Origin of the sequence: Desulfovibrio sp. An276 (assembly GCF_002159665.1) — a bacterium.
Lineage (GTDB): Bacteria > Desulfobacterota > Desulfovibrionia > Desulfovibrionales > Desulfovibrionaceae > Desulfovibrio > Desulfovibrio faecigallinarum.
The window spans coordinates 23218-42910 of record NZ_NFJC01000026.1 but is presented as its reverse complement, the minus strand read 5'-3'; the positions used below and the strand labels follow the sequence as shown (position 1 = coordinate 42910).

Here is a 19693-nt window from a genome sequence, read left to right as displayed (position 1 = left end):
CACGTCAAATGCTGAGGCATTTACGAGTCAATTCCAAACAAGATTTGATTAATCGAATCGAAGACTGGTTAAAGGAGATAAACAGTGAACGAGTCATTTTTCGTTGGAAATGGAAGCTTGAGGACATTGAAAATGCCTTCCTGCCCAAGAGTGAGAAGGCAGTTTAGTGCTAAACGAATTTGTCGAACGATATACTAGTACTGCGCCATGCCGGGCGCACCAAATCAAAAGCGGGAAAGAATATTCTTTCCCGCTTTTGATTTCTGCCCCTAGTCAAGCGACCAAGGGCTTCCTTTCGCAATATGTCTACTCGCCCAATGTCTTGGCGTACTGGCGCACAAAAGCCTTTGCGGATTCTACATCCTTGACATCGCCCGCAATCTGGGCCTGCAGCAGGGCTTCACGAATGTAGCCAACCTGCGGTCCGGGATTGAGCTGTGTTTCCTGCATGATTTCGTTGCCATTGAGCAAAGGTTCAAGCATCTGTTCGGGAGTATTTGCGCGCTCAAGATACTTCATGTTGTGGTTGAAGGATGTATACACGTCATCCCTTGCCTGAATATCAGCCCTAGCCATCTGGATAAGACGAGGATACTGATCCAGTGCCATGAAACGCCGTATACCCCTGTCCGTCATCATGGAGTAGAAGCGCATGTGATTGCGTACGAGATGGCAAATGACATCAATGTCTTCTGCAGAGAAGTGCAGCCTGCGCAAAATCTTGCGGGTCACCTGGGCGCCGACCCTGTGATGCTGATAGAATGTCCAGTCACCATCAACATATTCTGCAGTGAAAAGCTTGCCCACATCATGGAACAGCATGGCCATGGTGCCAATCCAGTCATAATGCAGCTTGTTGAGCGGATAGCAGCGGACACATTCGATGGTGTGCGTCAGAAGATCCTCGGTTTCGGCAGACTTCTTGTTGCGCCGATGCCGCAGAAGAGAAAGTGCAGCAAGTTCTGGGATGAGCCCCTGCAAAAGATGTACGTCGAAAAGATGCCGCACAAAAAGGTGCATGGATTCCGCAGAGACCAGTCGCCACTCGGCCATAATCTCCTTGGCAGGGACGTAGTCCAGCACGCGTGAAGAGGCACGCACAATGGCAAGACGGGTATTTTCTTCTATAGGATAATCAAAGTTGGCCGCAAAACGCAGTGCTTTGACAGCCAATAGATAGTTGTGACGCAGTGTGTCATCAGGCAAGCCAGCTAGTTTGATTTCACCGGAGGCCAGGGGTTCAAAGCCCTCGTAAATATCCTTCTCCTCGTTTGCCTGAGGCCCTCCAAAGCCAGTGAGACACAATTTGTGACGTTCATCAGCCGGCATCAGCTCTGCCATGGTCGGTGTCAGGCGAAGCAGACTCAGCTCGGGATGAGCGCTGTTCTCCACAGAAAGAGGATAAAAACGGAAGAGAACGCCTTCCTGTTCGAGGGTAGCGGTTACCCTGCTCTCGTCGTTGCCTTCCTTGACATCAGGGAAAATCTTGGCAAGCACCGGATAGCTCGCCTCACAGGCCAAATCCACTGCCAGTTTGTCGGCATTGGCAAGAAGGTGTTCCTGCAGGGGCGCGTTTACGACATGGGCGTCGTATCCGTTGCGGAACAGGGTTTTGCAAAGCACGGCTGCTTCTTTCAAAGCTTCACGCATGGGCAATCTCCTTACATCAAGGGCTTTATATGCAAGTGATTATGCCTTGTGCCACTGAAAAAGGCAAGGAAGCGAAAAACCTGAAAAATTCGTGCATTGCGCAAGTATGGCGGGTGATCCTTAGCGAAGGCAAGCGCCCATTTCTTTCACTGCCTACGCCATAAAAAAGGGACCTCAGGAGAACATCCCGGGGTCCCTCTCGAAAAACAGCGTACTTTGAATCTCTACTTGATCAGATCGCCGTCGTTGTGGCCTGTCTCGAACTTGATGCTCAAGGCAATCTTCCACAAGAGGGAAAGGACAAGTGCGCCAACAGCATACACGCCAATGGCTACGGCAATCTCACGCACAGTTGGCGTGTAGATTGTCACGGATTCGAACATGTTGGGGGTAAAGCCGCCGATGAGGAGACCAAGGCCCTTGTCGATCCAGGAAGCCAGCACCAGCATCCCAAGTGCATAGGGCATGTACTTGCCGGAACGGGTCTTCGGAGGAATGAGGATGGCGAGGCAGCCAATGGTACACAGAACGGCAAGCCACATGCAGGGAGTCACCCAGGAGGTCACGCCATGATGGCCGCTGAACAGGAAGACCAGGGGATCATAGTGACCGGGGATGCCACTGTAGAAGGCCGTGAAGACTTCAAGCAGGTAGAAGAAGACGTTCAGGCACATCGCATAGGTGATGATGGTTGCCAGGGTGTGAATGGCTTCCTTGCCGGGATTGAAGCCCGTGAGCCTGCGCAGAAGCAGCATGAGCAGCAGCAGGATTGCAGGACCAGAGCAGAATGCGGAGGAAAGGAAGCGGGCTGCCATGATGGCGGTCAGCCAGTAGTGACGACCGGGAATGCCTGCGTACAGGAAGGCCGTCACTGTATGGATGGAGAAAGCCCAGATGATGGAGAGGTAGGCAAGATAGAGCACCCACTTGGGAGGAGTGGTTTCATGCCGCTCGGCTTCAAGGGTCACCCAACCAATGATGCAGTTCAGGGTCAGGTAGCCAATCAACACGATCATGTCGTAGAACATGACGGAGTTGGGCGTGGGATGCAGCATGACGTTTGCCATGCGCTGAGGCTGACCAAGGTCAACAACAATAAAGAGGCAGCACATGACCACAGCGGAGATTGCCATGAATTCTCCGAAGATGATCATGATCTTGAACTTTTTGTAGTGATGGAAGTAGGCGGGAAGCACAAGCATCACGGCCGAGGCAGCAACACCGACCAGATAGGTAAACTGGGAGATGTACAAGCCCCAAGACACGTCGCGGCTCATACCGGTAACGCCCAGACCATCAAAGAGCTGGAAGAGATAGACAATGCCGCAAACCGCTATGACAGCGACCAGGAAGAGCAGCCACATATAATAGCGCTTCGAGCCTTCGAGTACTTTTTCAACCATGGCAGGACTCCCTAGACAATGTAGTAGACACCAGGCTGCGTGCCCAGCGAAGGCTTGCGGCGGATGGTGTAGTTTTCGGCAAGTGCCTTGCGCACCGAGGAATTGGGATCATCAAGATCGCCAAAAAGAATCTTGCCATTGGACGCTTCAACGCAGGCAGGCATGAGCCCCTTGGCCAGACGTTCCACGCAGAAAGTGCACTTTTCCACAACACCAATCATGCGGGTGGGGTACTCGGGGTTGCTCACCGGGTCGCTCATATAGCCGCGAGGATCGATGAAGTTGAAGGAGCGGGCGCCGTAAGGACAGCCAGCCATGCAGAAACGGCAACCAATGCAGCGATGGTAGTCCATGGTAACAATACCATTGGGCAGCTGGTAGGTAGCCTGGGTGGGGCAGACACGCACACAGGGCGGGTTGGTGCAGTGGTTGCACAGGAGCAGGACCGGGCGATTCTTCACGCGTTCGGCAAGATGCTCGTTGAGCTCATCCGGAAATGCGTGTGTGTAGGAATCTGTCCAGAGCCACTTGATCTCCTGATCCTCGTGGCCATCAGCCTTGCTGCGGATGTCGGGTACGTTGTGCGTCGCGTGGCAAGCCTTGATGACAGCCTTGAAGTCATCCGGCGTATTGAAGGCCCTGAGGTCTATGACCATGGCCCAGCGTTTGGCTTTGAGGCCCTGGCCAGCATGCTCATACTTGCCCGGAGAGACGGCTGCCTGGGCAGAGCCCAGTCCAGCAACCCCACTTGTCAGGGCAAATACCGACAGACCAGCCACCTTGAGAAAAGATCTTCTGTTCTTGTTCATAGACTATTTGCCCCCCTTGGGAAGGATGTGGCAGGTCCAGCAGTAGGGATCGACGTTGTTGGTCACGTGGCACTTGTCACAGAACTGTTCGTAATCGTTGTGGCACTTCATGCACGTATTTTGCAGGCTGATTTCCCACTTCTTGCCAGTGGAAGAAATGTAGACCCTGTTATCCTCGCGCAAAGCCTGGTCGCGCCACTCATTGAGCAGCTGCATGTGTTCCGCACGCATGAACTCGGCGCTTTCAACGCACTCGGGCTTCTTGGGCAGAACAACTTCAGGCTTCTTGTAATCCCCGGAACCAATGCCGGCCCAGAAAGGGGAAGTACAGATCACAAGAAAGGCGATGATGCCTGCTATGACAGCTTTAGAGTTGTACATCTGCTATTCCCCCTCGTTTCCTTCATCCCCGTCGTCATCATTGACATGGGGGAGGTCCTCCTGGCGGAGGTTGACGGTACGTTTGTGCTCGCCCTTGCAGACAAGAGCGTTGGCCAGAAGTTCCGTCAGACCACTGATGGTCACGCCCGGAGCCCAGTAGTCGGCAAGCGGAGGCAGAGTGGCACGGTCAATGGCACACACGCAGGCCATGCGATTCACGCCGTATTTCTGCTGGACATAGCGCAGGGCATTGCCGCGAGGCATGCCGGAACGCATGCGCAGCTCCATGATTTCTTCGGTATTGAGACCGGAGCCTGCGCCACAGCAGAAGGTTTGCTCGCGAATGGTGTTCTCGGGCATTTCGTAGAAGTTATTCACACAATGCTTGAGAACGTATCGGGGCTCGTCGAGAAGACCCATGCCGCGGGCGGGGTTGCACGAGTCGTGCCAGGTGCAGATAAGGTCGTCGTTGCGGCTCGGGTCAAGCTTGAGCTTGTTGTGGCGGATAAGGTCTGCCTCAAACTCGGCAATGTGAACCATCTTGGTGGCAGCTGCGTTTTTGAACACGGTACCGGTGTAGGGGTTCACGGGAGTGGTCATATGGGAAGGAGTGGGACCGTTGTAGGTAGCCATGTACTGGTTGATAACACGCCACATATGGCCGCACTCGCCACCAAGTATCCACTTGCAGCCAAGACGCTCAGCTTCCTCGTACATTTTGGCATTCAGTTTCTTGGCCATGTTGAAGGACACGAAGGAACCGAAGTTGCCGCCCTCGGAGGCATAGGTGGACAGGGTGTAGTCCAGATCCAGTTCATTGAACAGGATGAGGTAGCCCATGAAGGTGTAAATGCCGGGGTCGGCAAACACGTCACCGGAAGGACAGATGAAGAGGATTTCGTGTCCACGCTCGTTGAAGGGCGTTTTGGGACGCACGCCAACAATGTCCTCGCAGTCATCGGCCAGCATTTCCACGATTTCCACGTAGGAATGGGGCTTGATGCCAAGGTGGTTGCCAGTGAAGCTGCAGTTTTTCACAGGATCCATGATCCAGTGCAGTCCAAGGCCGACCTCGTGGAGGAGTTCACGCACTATGGCAGTGATTTCTGCAGTGTCGATGCCGTAGGGGCAGAAAAGCGAACAGCGACGGCATTCGGTGCACTGGTAGGCGTAGTAGAACAGTTCCTTGACTGTCTGGTAATCCCAGGAACGGGCACCAATTTTCTTGCCAAGGATCTTGCCGAGCATACCGTAGTCCCTACGATACAGAGAGCGAAGAAGCTCGGCACGCAGCACAGGCATGTTCTTGGGATCGTTTGTTCCGAGGAAGAACTGGCACTTGTCCGCACAGGCGCCGCAACGCACGCAGATATCCATGAAAACCTTGAGGGAACGATGTTTTTGCAGACGTTCCTCAAAGGCATCACACAAAATTTTTTCCCAGTTGTCAGGCAGATTCCAGTCTTCTGCTGCCGGATCCCACTCATGAGGATGCGGCATGTGCATCAGCTCCATGGTCGCCTTTTGAGCAGGGTAGCAATAGCTGCCGGGAACAAACTTGGGTTTGGTCTCCAGCCACCCTTCAGCAGGAAAAGCCGGCCTGTTGGCGACCAGTTCTTGTGGGGTAGGTAATTTTGCCATAGAAGGACTCCTTAATCGCCAGACTTTTGTTTTGCTTCGTCTTCCAGCGGCTTATCCAGAGGAAGACCTGCACCGGCCATAGCTTCGCGGTAAAGATCCTCGTATTCGGGATATGTCAGGAAGTCCTTGGGCGGATTCCAAGGATTGACGTGGCGAACACGCCGCGTGTTACACGGCAGGTTGCGGGTGGGACTGAAGAAGATGCCCGCCATGTGAGTCAATTTGGAGAAGGGGAAGTAGATGAGCAGCACGCTCACCAGACAGACGTGCACGAAGAAGATGGGATCTATCCCCTCGGCAGATATGGGCTGGAAGCTCACCAGTCCCATGACGAAAGCCTTCACCTGGGTGATGTCGGTCTTCAGGAAGTAGCGCATCAGGATACCTGTGCACACGATGCCGAGCAGCAGGAACAGCGGGAAATAGTCCTGCGAGAGGGAGATGTAACGCACCTTGGGGTTTACCAGTCTGCGGCCAATAAGGAAGAGAATGGCAACAAGGAGCAGGCCGCCGGTCAGGAAGAAGCGCGGTGCGCCAATCTGCAGGAAGCCGTCGATCATTTCCACAAAGCTGACGCAACCGGGAACGGGGTCAACGAAGAAGCGGAAATGACGGAAAAAGACAATGAAGAAACAGTAATGGAACAGAAGAGCGAAAACCCAGAGCCATTTCGAGGAGTAGTAGATGATTCTGGGACCGCCGTTGACGGGATCGTCCTGCTTGATTTCCGCATTCACGTTGCGGAACAGGGAGCGGAAAAGAAAGACTTCCAGGAACATGCGCTTGACGACACCAAAAGTGGTGTCGGGGCAGTCGAATTTGGCCTGTTTGATGAAGTCCAGGGACTTTTCCTGACCACCAGTCGTGGGGATGGCAAAGGGCACAGGGGATTTGGCCCACCAGACCATCCTCCATACCACGCCAGCCAGGAAGACCACGATTGCCACATAGGGGAGAACGATTCCAAAGAACGCTCCCATACCTACTGCTGAACCGAGCCAGGCGATGATTGTGACAATAGCCACAACCAGTAAAGAGTTTAACATTCCCTACCTCTCTGTACGATAGTGTTAGCTTTGCCCTTCTTCAGGAAGAGGGGCTCCTCCCACTCGCTGCGCCCAGCGCACCAGCTGGGCGTGTTGGTTTTTAATCTCGTTGATTCTGTTTTGAGCAACAACTTCCCGAGATTTTGTATACAAGTCAAAACCCAGAAGAACAATTGTGTCCAAACGGGATTCTGCTTCAAGGTACTCCTTCATTTTGCCGGCTTTGGACATGGCAGGCATAATATGCTTTCGCATCAGTGGCTTGAGAAGGTAGAAGACAAGCATGGCCTGGCTCGGAAGAAATGTCTGCACAGCGCGCATGTGGACGAAACGATCAATGGCTGCCCGTACGTCTGCTGGTTTCTTGTCCCATCCGGAAACGGCCTCATAAACCGTGTTTGCGGCCTCACGCGTCATGTCAGCGACAGGATTGGTAAAAGGATCATCGTTTGTCCGCAAGAAACCTGTCGTCTGAAAGGGATATGTATCAAAAATGGCATTGATCCATTCTTCAAGAACCACATCCCTCACACTGAAAAAATATTCCGTGGACTGCATGAAACATCTTCCTCCGGCTGCCAACTTCCTGCAATAACATAGAAAAAATTGTTTGCAGGAGACAGGCAGACTGCTCGAAGTCTTGTTTTTGAACGTTATCCCGAAAGCATCGGCTTTCGAACGACAACATCCGAATCGAATTTCGTGAAGTGGAGAATTTTATAAAGAAACAAATGATGGGTCAATAGAGCAATCCGGCAAAAAAATCCTGCCTCACACTTGTCATTCCGTCTGGCAAAGCTGATTCAGGCAAGCGGTATCATGAGCATTTTTTGCGGCTTCAATTATCGCAAGCCTCAAGCCCTTCGCTAATACTGCCTGGCTGGCGTGAGAGCATCCCCCCCATCCTCACAGGGTTTGCTGCCAGTACAAAAGCCGGTTACCGAGGAATCAAGAGGCAACGTCGGATCCTTCCATCCCGATCTTTCCGTATACCTTGGGCGCTGGGGGGCGCTTTTTTGCAGGACATGTTTTGGAAGTCCCCTGTACTCCAGGAAGGGCACCTTGCCTCCCCCCTGCATGAAGACATGAGCCTTGTTGAAAAGCAGCTTCAGCTGCAAGAAAAGCATGGAGGGCATGTAAAGCTCAAGACCGGATGGGGGCGTGGCGGAATTGGCTGAATGAAAGGCTTCGCGCACACTCATGCCTTGTTCAAGATACTTTTCCATTAAGGCTACACGCTTTACATCCCAACTGTTCTCCGCAACAGGAAAGAATGCTACATCTATATTTCCGGAAAGTCCTTCAATCCCCTGCTTGCAAACAGAACACGAAGGAGAAAAATACATGTAGACAGACGCGTCCTCAACATTGTCGCTAATATCCCACAAGGGTATGGATGTCTTTACTACTATTCCAACATTGCAAACAAAGAGCACTGACCACAGATATACAAGGGCAGGATATTTGCGTTCTGCATGATTCCATGATCTTTGCTGAACGCTATTTCGCAGAGTCAAATAGACACATAGCAGAATCAGGGCAAAGATCATGCAGAAAAAGCATGGAGCCGTGAGAACAAGGAGTGCCAATAAAAAGCAGTCGCAGATCACGCCAATCATGGCAAGCCAATACGCAATGTGGGCTTTGCCAAAAAGTGAAAGTGCGCCCATCACAACGAAGGCGACCATGCCCACTACCCACAGTGAAATACCCGCTACGCTGGTCTGCTGATACAAGGAACAGCCTGCGGTAAAACAGGCTTCCTCCACCTGCCCCACATGAACCCAGAGGCAGAAGAGAACACCTATTGCGCAAAGCAGTGCAGAGGGCTTGCTGACATAGAGCTTGGATTTCATGATCAATAGAGAGAAATACGGTGCAGCGAGACTTGCCCCTCACTCACCCTATTTTCCACAACCTCCGTGTCTGTGATATGGCGTTGCTCAACGAGTGTACAGGACTTGTGCTGGCAGGGCAAACGGTTGCAAGAGAGCGGCTGAAATTATCCCCTCCTGTCCGGTTTGCGCCTATCAGCTGGGATTTGTCACTACGTAGAATGTCTTGCCTTCGCATTCATTGGCTGCAAGCACGTTGTCTGTTACCAGTTTCTCCACAATGGGCCGTATTATATCCACTCCGACATCAAGACCTTCGGCAATGCCTTCGAGAGTACTGGGATGGCGTTCAACAAGATCGGCAATCTCGCCTGCAGACACACTCTTCTTGCCGTGGCCCCCTTCCTTGTCCCCAAAAAAGGAGGCAATGATTTCGACCTTGCCGGGCAGTTGTCTTCTTATGGCCTCGAGGCGCTCTCTGGAAACAGCGCCTACATGTTTTTCTGCAGGTGGGCGTACCACCGTATTGAGCTGTATGCATTCCAGATTCTCAAGCCCCCTTGCTGCACCTACCAGAGCGTTCACATCGGCGTCACTATCATTCATGCCTGCAGCCAGGAGAATTTCAAGCCAGATTCGTCCCCTGTATTCATGACAAAAGGACTTAATCCCCTGATAGAATAGCTCGCAATTCAGTCCCTCGCATGGTCTGTTCACCTTCTGTAGTGTTTGTGGAACAACAGCATCCATGGACGGACTGATGATATCAGCCAGCGCAAGATTCTGCCGCACTTCCGGCTTCCACAAAAGTGAAGAGTTGGTGAAGACCACAACAGGCACATCGGTCATCTTCTTGATGCCAGCTATAATGTTACCAAGAGCACTGTTTAGGGTTGGCTCGCCCGACCCGGCAAAGCTGATGGCATCGGGCTTGTCTTCAGAAAGTTTTCTTTCGAGCTCTTCAAGCACCGCATCACAGGGCACATATTCAGCCAGTTTGCTTGTGTGCGTCTTCGTTCGTCCCAAAAGACAGTAGACACAGTCATAGCTGCAGGTTTTGAAAGGTATTATGTCTACTCCCAGAGATCTGCCAAGCCGTCTGGAGAGCACAGGTCCGTAGATATATTTGTAACGCTCCATCTTGGGCCTCCGAAACAAGTTCGCATGTCCGCTGTCGTTGTTGCGTCCTTGCACTTATCCGACAACGAAAGGCCTTTGCAAGCAGATTTGCGAACCGGACGCACATCTTTTCTGCATCCACAAAAAAACGAGGGGCAATGACCTTGCGATCATTGCCCCAAAAACTGTCTTTTAGTCAACGACTATTCGGCAGGACCAGAAGCAGCGTGCTGCATCTTGATCTCGACCTTCTCGGTCAGGCCGGAGTAGTACTCACGCAGAATGTCAAGGACTTCGTTACGGCCAAAGTGATCCGGAATGGGCTGGCCTTCGGAGAGGAACTTGCGCAGCTTGGTGCCGGACAGAATGACGCGGTCTTCCTTGCCATGGGGGCAGGTCCTCATGGAAGCCATGCCGTCACACTTGGTGCAGTAGAAGGTCCAGTCGATCTTCAGAGGTTCGCAGAGCAGGCGCTTGCCGGGATCTGCAGGCTGAGGAATCTTGTCGAAGATTTCCTGAGCTTCGAACATGCCGTAGAAGTCGCCAACGCCAGCATGGTCACGGCCGACGATCTGACGGTTGATGCCGTAGTTCTGACGGAAGGTTGCGTGCAGAAGAGCTTCGCGGGGACCGGCATAACGCATGTCGAGAGGATAGCCAGCCTGGATGACGTTTTCCTTCACGAAGTACTTGTCAACAAGGGTGTTGATGCACTTGATGCGCACTTCGGCCGGGATGTCGCCGGGCTTCAGGTTGCCGACCAGGGAGTGGATCACAACGCCATCGCACACTTCAATAGCCAGCTTGGCAAGATATTCGTGGGAGCGGTGCATGGGGTTGCGCAGCTGCAGGGCAGCAACGGTCTTCCAGCCGCGGGCGTCAAGCTGTTCACGCAGCTGAGCGGGAGTCATGTAGGTGCCAGCAAACTTTTCGGGGAATTCGCCCTGAGAAAGCACTTTCACCTTGCCAGCCACGTTGAAGGGCTTCTGGGCAAGGACCATCTTGACGCCGGGGTGGTCGGTGGGGGCAACGTCCCAGAACTTCTGGGAATCTTCGCCCTGACCCTTGAAGACCAGCTCGCACTCGAACTTCTTGTCTTCGTCGGTCATCTCGTAGATCTCGTCGACCTTCATGGTCGCAAGCAGCATGCCGTTGCGAACAAGGGCGATTTCCTGTCCGGCTTTGATCTCAGCCGCATCTTCGGCGGAGATGTCCAGGGTAACAGGCACAGGCCAGAAAGTGCCGTCGGTGAGCAGCATCTTTTCACAGACGCTCTTCCAGTTGGCCTTGTCCATGAATCCGTCCAGCGGAGAGAAGCCGCCGATCCCCATCATGATAAGGTCACCCTTGGCGCGGGAAGAAATTTCGACTTTCTTGAGGCCTTCTGCCTTTTTGATCTCGTCTTCCAGAGCTTTGCCCTCAAGAAGAGCGCACACAAGACCTTTACCGCCATGCGGGGGGACAAGTTTGGACATATCCATTCCTCCATGAGTTTTATAACACGGCCAATGAGCCGTATTTGTCGGGATTGCGAGCATCTTGTGAAATTATGTACGAAATGTCAATGCCTGTTCAGGTTCTTCGCGAGTTCTTTTTGGTAACAACTTGAAATTATTGTATAAATTTTATCAGACAGGGAAATTTATTTCTTCACAAGCTTGTGAAAGATCATAAAAAGGACGGCAAAGTCGCAAAAACTCTACCGTCCTCGAAAAAAACCGGAACTTTTCAGCTCTTCACTGCCCTGCTTGAGCGTGCACGCCTTGGCATGGTCTAGAAGGGCACTTCGTCAAGAGATGATTCCGAAGGAGTCGGGCTGCCAAGATCCTTGTCCCTGTTGGCTTCCATATCCTGGTTCATCTGGGCATCATCCCTGAACCGATTCTGCTGGGAAGTCTGAGAGGAGCCGTAACCTGTCTGCTGGTAACCTTCCTGGGCATACGACTGAGGAGCCTGCTGCTGGTAGGACTGGCCGTGATTGCCATTCCAACCTCCACGCCCCTGCTGGTAATCGTCTCCGCCACGCTGCATCCCATCGACATTACCCTTGCGGTCGAGAAACTGCACACGCTGGGCACGAATCTCTGTGGTATACCTGTCCATTCCCTGCTGATCCTGCCATTTTCTGGTCTGCAGGGAACCTTCCACATAAACCAGGCTGCCCTTGGAAAGGTAGTTGGAACACAGCTCTGCCTGTTTCTGGAAGACTGCAACCCTATGCCATTCGGTCCTTTCCTGTCTGTTGCCATCACGGTCAGTGTAGGATTCATCCGTTGCAACATTCAGCGAAGTAACCGGTGTGCCATTTTGTGTATACCTGAGCTCCGGATCGCGTCCAAGTCTGCCGATAAGCATTACCTTGTTAAGCATATATATCTCCTGAGAACAATCGCTAATTTTCCTGCCATTCGGTCTGAACGCGCATGATTACTTCCTTGATATTGGGCAGTTCATCCTTGGGACAAACGCCGATCAAGGGGGAATCAGTGTCTACATTGTCATTGGGCTTGAAGTAGGTAGCGTAAATAACTCCTTCTGGGCCGGAATAGTAGAGGGGAAGCTCACGCTTCATTCGGCTCATGATAAAGAGCTCCTGGCCATCCCTGATAACAACACTGCCTGGATCGGAAGATCTCATTTTGGCATCTATCTCGGGGGTAAAATAGTACTTTGCCCTTTCCGGTGCTCTGAAGAGGTGAAGGGCACTTTTCAGGATAATGCCTTCCACTTCTTCCCTGGTCAGGTGGTGACGTATGGTGACAAGCGGTGTGCCGTTTTCCACAAAGGCATTTTCGTACTCGCTGTACACCTTGTCTACCACGCCTTTTTCTGGAGCAAAGATGGGCTTGGGATTGCGTTCGCGGGTAAGCGTCGCCAGCCTAGTTCCACTGCGCTCCTTCCATTGTCCCTCGGGACCGTGCACAGCATCGCCCTGCTTGATGTCGGCAAAGTTCACAACACCTGTGTGAGGAGTCCTGACGACAATTTCCCTGTATGGGTTCTGTTTAATCTGTTCAAGCAAATCGGAAATATTCAGCATAGAGAACCTTCAGTTCCGGCTTTTTGTGGCGCGGAAAATCCTTAGCGATAGTACAGATTTCGGCCGCCGATAGTCTGCAGGGCCTGAATGAGGTTGTGACGCATCTGGCGACGATCCCAAATACCCTGGATGTGTCCCCTGTCCATGGCCTTGTAGCAGCTGTGGTAATGCGGGGGAACATCCATGCCTGTTGTAGACTTGATGACGCCAGGCCCGGCAAAACCGATATTGGAGGAACGAATGGCAAACTGGTAGGGCGAGCAGCCAAGGAAACTGGCCACCGGTCCTGCAAAGCTGTTGGTATCGTAGAGGACCATGTAGAGGCCACCGTTTTCTATGTACCTGTGCACGGCAATAGTACAGCGGGGCATCTGGATAACGCCGTTTGTTCCTTCCTGGATACGAATACCTGCCGTTCCGTGAACATAGGCAATAAAGGGGTAGCGGTTTTTGGTCGCTCTCTGGGCAGCTTCAACAAACTTGTACCCTTCGGCTGCACCAAAGGAGCCTCCGCGGAATGTGCCCATGAGCATGGCGACAACGACCTTGATATTGTCGATGCGAGCCTCGAAGGTCATGCAACCGCTCTTGCAGCCCGTTTTTTCCTGGGCGGCTCTGATGGACTTGTCAAAATTGGGGTACTCCAGAGGATTGCCAGCCTCTATTTCCTCATTGAACTCCATGACAGTGCCCACGTCAAAGACGTTGCGCACGTACCACTCCGGCTCCATGGGGAAATGGTGTCCGCAATTGCTGCAAACTCCTGCAAATTCGGCAAAGAGGTCCGGCCCCCACAGATCCGGACAACCGTATACCGATGCATTGGGGCAGGTAACGGCCTGATCGATCTTGTAACGGGGCGAGAGATAGTTCCATCTCTTGTGACGCTGCGCATCGGCCCATGTCGACAGCGAGGTCAGCTCGTTGTTGACAGCCTCCTTGGCCTTTTGCTCTTCCTGTTTGCCAAAGGGTTTTTTCAGCCAGCTCTTGAAAACATCCCATTCGTTCTCGGCTTCCTCAAGGAATGCATGAATCTTGCGCTGATGCTTGCGGTAGAACTCGTACTTGAGTTCATTGACCGGAGTCATCACAAGATCATCCAGAGTATGCAGAGCCTTTGTGAGGAAGGGACGCTTGTCCACAGCAGCTTCCCTGGAAAGTTTCAGGAACTTGTTCTGGCGCTTTTTGACAAGTCTTGTCTTGGCGCTCTTGCCCAGGCTCCAACGCATGTACATCTCGTCAAGATTGACGCCCGGCTTGTTGCGGTGTGAAACACCGATTTTCTTGAAGGGCGACAGCTTGGCAGAGAGCACAACCTCGTCTGTTGCAAGCAGAATTTCCTGACGAAGCTGACGAAAAAAGTCGAAGTGGTAGGAACGAGCCCCGAGCGGAGGTTCCTGAATTATCTTGTCAATATAACCGAAACGCAGATTGTCCTCTGCGGTAAGTTTCAGATTGTAGGCGCACTTTTCCACCAATTCCTGCGAAGGACGCTCTCCTCCACGACAATGGCCCTCGATGGCGGCAGCCCCTTCGGGAGAAATCACCGAATAGTAGCCATTCGAGAGCATGAGTCTCTTGTCGGCCAGACCAATGGCTTCTGCACCACCGCTGCCGCCTTCGGAGATAACCGCCACTACGGGAACACGCAGACCTGCCATGCAGTAGATATTGCGGGCAATCTGCTGGGCAGCCCCGGGATAGTCTTCGATGGGAAAGGAACCGGGGGTAAAAATATAGGTATGGACGGGAATTCCCTCTGTTTCGGCAACACGCATGAACTGGCGGGCCTTGGCATTGCCCCAGGGCTTGACGGAACCTCCGTTGCGAATTTCGGCACCGTGCCCCTTTTCCTGGCCAATGACCATGACAGATTGCGTGTAGCGCTTTTTGCCACGACGACGGGTAATGACTGCACGGGCTATGACCATGCTGGGGTCAATGCTGTGCTCGTCCTGTCCGCCTACTTCCGTGAAATTGTCGTACACATTTTCCAGAATATCCCGCAGACATATGCGCTGTGGGTGGCGCACAATTCGCACCTTGTCCAGCGGCGTTATGGAAGCGTCCAGTCTTGCTTCCACATACTTGAAGAGATCTTCAAGAGCCACCAGTTCCTCGTAGGGATTGACCAAGCTGTCGCTAGTGGCCTTTTCCGTAAATTCATCCAGCTTTTGCTGCAGTAACGACACGCTGTCTGCATGCTTGCCGGCAAATATATCCTGCATGTAGGAAAGTCTGTCTGTGAGACTTTGTATGCGCTTTAAAAAAAGGTTGTCCATGTTCCTCTGTGTCCTTGTCTGCACTGCTGTGGCGGCCACTGGGGCCTTGTTTACCTAGAACTTCAATATCTGTGGTGTCTTTTCCATGAGGAAGGCGATATTGTTCTTCATGGCTTCACCTGCAGCATTATGGCCCTGCAGTTCAAGCTCATTCAGGAAAACAAGACCGCGCTCCTTCAATTCCTTGAGGTCCTTACCCCAGATAATGGCAAGCGCAAGGTTGGGATCGAATTCCGTAGGAATATTGTAGGCGGACTTGGGCACCTGGGTGTGTACAGAAAGCCAAGGATGTTCCTTCCATCTGAAACGATCAATGGTCCCAACCCAGGGAGTGAAGTTGTTTTCCGGGGACTCTGCTATGAGGCGATATTCAAGGGCAAAGCCGTCAAACTGAATATCGTGCTGCGTATAGCCCAGGGGTTCACCAAGGCCTGTGCGGATCTGCTCGGCTATAAGATCAACGCCCTCCTGCCCCTTGACCCGGGCAATGCGGGCTGAGACACCATTTTCCACCTGGATTCTGGTGTTCACCTCCATAAGGAAGGGGGCTCCCTGGCGCGTGACAATCCATTCCCACGTACCCACACTGTCGTAGCCGACTTCTCTGGCCATGGTCAGGGAGTACTGCGTGATGGCGTCAAGCACCCCGTGGGCATCAAAGTTGTATTCGTTCTCAGACGGGTCAAAACCCGGAGCCACTTCCAGGCGCTTTTGGCGGCCAGTAGACTGTATGGAACAGTTGCGAGTGCCAAAATGCACCTGATTCTTGCCGGATCTGTCACCTATTATCTGCACTTCAAGATGATTGAAATCTGTGACGCGCTGTTCAATGAGCACGCCTTCGTCCTTGAACTGGCGAGCAGCATAGTTGCGCACGCGGCGATAGACGGAACGGAACTGATCTATATCGTCCACTTCCTCGATGCCCATGCCACCGCCACCAGCAGAGGCCTTGATGAGCACCAGGGGATGGTCGATTCCCTGCTGCAACTGGAAATCGAATACATCCTCGGCGATGTTCTCGGCTTCCATCTCGTCATAGATGGGCCTGTCCGAGCCGGGCACTGTAGGCACCCCTAGGCTGCGGGCAAGACGTTTTGTATTGATTTTGTCACCAAGCTCGCGAATTATCTTCCAGGAGGGACCAAGGAAGATCATTTTTCTGTCACGCTTTGTCACCCTGCGGGCAAAGCGAAAGTCCTCGGCAAAAAAACCGTATCCCGGGTGCACTGCCGTGCAGCCCGACACATCGGCTACTGCCATGAGCTCGTTGGCATCATGATAGGAGGAAACCATGTACAGGCCATGTTCCCCGCCATGATCCCTGGCAAAGCTCACATGTGTGGATTCCTTGTCCTCGGGAGTATATATGGCTGTAAAGGCAACGCCCAGCTTCAGGCAGGCCTGCATGATGCGGATGGCGATTTCACCACGGTTGCCAACAAGGACTCTGTGGCCGCTCAGTTCGGTTCTAGGGTTCTCCAAGGTCAGTTCTCCATATAGTCAGAATTTCGCAGTAAGCTTGTTGCTGAACCTTTATTTTCCTCAAAAAAGGGGCTTCTGTCCAGTAGCGCGCACGCTTTTGACCGGACAGATTGGTGACAAGGGAACAAAAAAAAGGTAGAAGCCAGCCGACTTCACAAGGGCGTTGCCCTTCTTCCGGGCCAGGATTCCATCCCCTGTTGCATCGGCCTTGTGCATGCCAGGCACACTGTACCAGCTGCAGTCTGTCCTGTACCAAGAATATCGGCAAAAGTCTGCCTTTTGTCGCGCTCTCCCTTCCCAAAGCCATAAGGGACAAAGCATACGTCACTTCACAGCCTCGAAAAAACAGAAAACAGAACAAAAACCATGCAAAATGAACATCTGCGCAACGTCGCAATCATAGCTCACGTCGACCACGGCAAGACAACCCTTGTGGATGCCATGTTCAAGCAAAGTGGTGTGTTCAGGGCCGATCAGCAGGTCAACGAACGCATAATGGACAATATGGATCTCGAAAGGGAGCGCGGTATTACCATCGCAGCCAAGAACTGCGCAATTTCTTGGCAAAACGTCAAAATCAACATCATCGATACGCCCGGCCACGCCGACTTTGGCGGCGAGGTTGAACGCTCCCTGTCCATGGCAAGCGGTGCCATTCTGTTGGTGGACTCTTCCGAAGGCCCCCTGCCCCAGACTCGTTTCGTGCTGCGCAAGGCACTTGAAGCAGGCCTCCCCGTTGTGGTCGTGATCAACAAGATTGACCGCAAGGACGCCCGCATCGACGAGGTCCTCAACGAAATCTACGATCTTTTTATTGACCTTGGTGCCAATGACGAACAGCTCGAATTCCCCGTACTCTACGCTGTCGGCAGGGATGGCGTGGCCATGTACGGCAAGGACGACGAAAGAAAGGATCTCACCCCCCTGTTCGAAACCATTTTGAACAAGATCCCCGGTCCCGAATACGATCCCGATGAGCCATTTCAGATGCTGGTGGCCGATCTTGACTACTCCGACTATCTCGGACGTCTTGCAGTAGGTCGCATCATGCATGGATCGGTTTTCAACAACGAACCACTGGCCTGCATTGGTGCAGACAACAAGCCCCGCCCTCTTCGTGCCACCAAGCTGCAAGTGTACCAGGGGGTGACCCTGAAAGAAGTAGACAAGGTCGATCCAGGCGACATTGTTGTTCTTGCCGGTATCGAGGATGTCACCATCGGCGACACCATCTGCACCAGAGAAAATCCGGCAGCTCTTCCGCGCATCACCGTTGACGAACCTACAGTTGCGGTGCGCATCGGTATCAATACATCTCCCCTGGCCGGCCGCGAAGGCAAATTTGTGCAAAGTCGTGTCATCCAGGACAGACTCAAGAAGGAAACCCTTCGCAATGTGGCAATTCGCCTTGAAGTGTCCGATGATCACGACAGCTTCATCGTCAAGGGCAGAGGCGAATTCCAGATGGCCATCCTTGTCGAAACCATGCGCAGGGAAGGCTTCGAGCTTTCTGTCGGCCGCCCCGAAGTCATCCTCAAGCAGGATGAAAACGGCAAGACACTTGAGCCCATCGAACACCTGTATGTCGACTGTGACGAGTCCTTTATGGGTGTTGTCACGGAGAAGCTGAACCAGCGCAAAGGCAAGATGATCAATTGCCACAACGCAGGCACAGGGCGCGTGCGTCTGGAATTCTCCGTTCCCTCCCGCGGCCTCATTGGCTACCAGGACGAATTCCTCACGGATACCAAGGGCACTGGCATCATGAATGCCTATCTTGAGGGATATGATGAGTGGCGCGGAGAATTCCCGAGCCGCTTTACCGGCAGCATAGTGTCCGACCGTGCGGGCAGCGCCGTGGCATATGCCCTTTTCAATCTTGAACCAAGAGGTTCACTGTTCATTGAACCGGGCGATCCTGTCTACGAAGGAATGATCATTGGCGAACACAACCGTGACAATGATATCGACGTTAATCCGACCAAGGCCAAGAAACTTACTAACCTGCGTGCCGCGGGTAAGGACGAAAACGTCATTCTGACACCGGTCCGCAAGATGACCCTCGAAAGGGCCCTGCACTTTGTAAAGGGTGATGAACTTGTGGAAGTGACTCCCCAGTCCATCAGACTTCGCAAGGTCGTCCTTTCCGCCCAGAAGCGCTACCAGATGGCTGGCATCAAGGCCGGAAAGCGCATGGCCTAGAAAATCACGCACTCTGTTTATGCACGAAGGAGGCATGGGATGCGCATATCGCTCTCCCATGCCTCCTTTGTCTTGATAGATGTATACTCTGAACAGGCTAGGGCTTGATGTAGCTGTAGCCCTCGTTTTGCAGTCTGATAATCTCGGGAATCGCGCCGGGAATGGCAACACAGCCTTCCCACAGTTGATCGCTTGCTATTTCGAATTTGTTGAGGGCATTCTGACACAGGCGAATGGAAACGCCCTGTTCCATAAATTTTCTGCCCCTTTCCTGAAGTTCGGCGCGATCCCAGTTTTTGATAAAGAGATTGACCGCCGGGCCGTTTGCTACGAGAACAATTCTTGCCTCACTAGCCTCGGGATGTTCCGCAAGGTACTTCATATAGTTGGCAATATTGTCAAAAGCCAAGTTGAGTCTCTGAGGCTCGTTGAGGTCCACATGCAAAAGAAGATTGTAGTTCATATTAGTTCAGTGCTTTCAGAAGTGTACTTGCTGCATAGAAAGTTTGTTTTGCAGATCTTTTTCAAAGCGCATGAGAATATATGATTGGCAGTATCGACTAGTTTCGTCCATAACACCAAAATATTCCTCCATTTTGCAGAAAGAACAGCAACTTAAGGACTTGCAAGCATCAAGTTTCAGCACTGCCTCCGTACTTGATGGGTTAGGCTCCTGTCCAAACTGACAGGAACGGTTTGGGTTTCCGTTTCTATGCCACATCCAACGTACCGTATCAACTCTTAAAATTTCGTTTTTTGTGACTTTTTGGAAATCCGGCTATTATTGTCTTTTTTTGTAT

16 protein-coding genes are annotated in these 19693 nt (G+C 52.5%); 1 reads left to right on the top strand and 15 read right to left on the bottom strand.

What is annotated here, in order from left to right; all coding sequences use genetic code 11:
- Positions 1 to 306: 306 nt before the first annotated feature.
- The 14 genes from B5F76_RS10520 to B5F76_RS10455 all read right to left on the bottom strand — a co-directional run bounded on the left by B5F76_RS10520 (position 307) and on the right by B5F76_RS10455 (position 16691).
- Positions 307 to 1650 (bottom strand): HD domain-containing protein, encoded by a 1344-nt coding sequence (locus B5F76_RS10520; RefSeq protein ID WP_087354306.1) that lies wholly within the window; start codon positions 1648 to 1650, stop codon positions 307 to 309.
- A gap of 224 nt (positions 1651 to 1874) precedes the next feature.
- A complete protein-coding gene (gene dsrP, locus B5F76_RS10515; RefSeq protein WP_087354304.1) occupies positions 1875 to 3053 on the bottom strand; it encodes a sulfate reduction electron transfer complex DsrMKJOP subunit DsrP in 1179 nt (392 codons plus the stop codon).
- Between the two features lie 11 nt (positions 3054 to 3064).
- On the bottom strand, positions 3065 to 3862 hold the full coding sequence (gene dsrO, locus B5F76_RS10510; protein WP_087354302.1) for a sulfate reduction electron transfer complex DsrMKJOP subunit DsrO: 798 nt from the start codon (positions 3860 to 3862) through the stop codon (positions 3065 to 3067).
- 3 nt (positions 3863 to 3865) lie between these two features.
- Positions 3866 to 4243 carry a sulfate reduction electron transfer complex DsrMKJOP subunit DsrJ gene (gene dsrJ, locus B5F76_RS10505; RefSeq protein WP_087354300.1) on the bottom strand — a complete coding sequence of 126 codons (378 nt, stop codon included), beginning with the start codon at positions 4241 to 4243 and terminating at the stop codon, positions 3866 to 3868.
- A gap of 3 nt (positions 4244 to 4246) precedes the next feature.
- Positions 4247 to 5884, bottom strand: coding sequence for a sulfate reduction electron transfer complex DsrMKJOP subunit DsrK (gene dsrK / locus B5F76_RS10500; RefSeq protein ID WP_087354298.1), 1638 nt, complete (start codon positions 5882 to 5884; stop codon positions 4247 to 4249).
- Positions 5885 to 5895: 11 nt separating this feature from the next.
- Complete coding sequence (gene dsrM, locus B5F76_RS10495; RefSeq protein ID WP_087354296.1) at positions 5896 to 6930, bottom strand: sulfate reduction electron transfer complex DsrMKJOP subunit DsrM; 1035 nt, start codon at positions 6928 to 6930, stop codon at positions 5896 to 5898.
- 24 nt (positions 6931 to 6954) lie between these two features.
- A complete protein-coding gene (locus B5F76_RS10490) occupies positions 6955 to 7488 on the bottom strand; it encodes an RsbRD N-terminal domain-containing protein (RefSeq protein ID WP_087354294.1) in 534 nt (177 codons plus the stop codon).
- A gap of 308 nt (positions 7489 to 7796) precedes the next feature.
- Positions 7797 to 8786, bottom strand: coding sequence for a hypothetical protein (locus tag B5F76_RS10485; protein ID WP_087354292.1), 990 nt, complete (start codon positions 8784 to 8786; stop codon positions 7797 to 7799).
- Between the two features lie 174 nt (positions 8787 to 8960).
- Positions 8961 to 9905 carry a radical SAM protein gene (locus B5F76_RS10480; RefSeq protein WP_087354290.1) on the bottom strand — a complete coding sequence of 315 codons (945 nt, stop codon included), beginning with the start codon at positions 9903 to 9905 and terminating at the stop codon, positions 8961 to 8963.
- A 182-nt stretch (positions 9906 to 10087) separates the two neighbouring features.
- The gene (gene sat / locus B5F76_RS10475) at positions 10088 to 11359 is read right to left on the bottom strand and encodes a sulfate adenylyltransferase (protein WP_087354288.1); all 1272 of its coding nucleotides are present in this window, start codon (positions 11357 to 11359) and stop codon (positions 10088 to 10090) included.
- A gap of 298 nt (positions 11360 to 11657) precedes the next feature.
- The gene (locus B5F76_RS10470) at positions 11658 to 12254 is read right to left on the bottom strand and encodes a single-stranded DNA-binding protein (protein WP_087354285.1); all 597 of its coding nucleotides are present in this window, start codon (positions 12252 to 12254) and stop codon (positions 11658 to 11660) included.
- Between the two features lie 22 nt (positions 12255 to 12276).
- A complete protein-coding gene (locus B5F76_RS10465) occupies positions 12277 to 12924 on the bottom strand; it encodes a biotin attachment protein (protein ID WP_087354283.1) in 648 nt (215 codons plus the stop codon).
- A 41-nt stretch (positions 12925 to 12965) separates the two neighbouring features.
- The gene (locus tag B5F76_RS10460) at positions 12966 to 15206 is read right to left on the bottom strand and encodes an acetyl-CoA carboxylase carboxyl transferase subunit alpha/beta (protein WP_087354312.1); all 2241 of its coding nucleotides are present in this window, start codon (positions 15204 to 15206) and stop codon (positions 12966 to 12968) included.
- A 54-nt stretch (positions 15207 to 15260) separates the two neighbouring features.
- Positions 15261 to 16691, bottom strand: a complete 1431-nt coding sequence (locus tag B5F76_RS10455; RefSeq protein WP_087354281.1) for an ATP-binding protein — start codon at positions 16689 to 16691, stop codon at positions 15261 to 15263.
- A gap of 366 nt (positions 16692 to 17057) precedes the next feature.
- Here B5F76_RS10455 and typA point away from each other — a divergent pair, with 366 nt between their 5' ends.
- Entirely contained in the window at positions 17058 to 18893 is a 1836-nt protein-coding gene (gene typA / locus B5F76_RS10450; protein ID WP_087354279.1) for a translational GTPase TypA, read from the top strand.
- 97 nt (positions 18894 to 18990) lie between these two features.
- On the opposite strand, the gene B5F76_RS10445 is transcribed toward typA, so the two are convergent.
- Positions 18991 to 19356 (bottom strand): DsrE family protein, encoded by a 366-nt coding sequence (locus B5F76_RS10445; RefSeq protein ID WP_087354277.1) that lies wholly within the window; start codon positions 19354 to 19356, stop codon positions 18991 to 18993.
- Between the last annotated feature and the right edge of the window lie 337 nt (positions 19357 to 19693).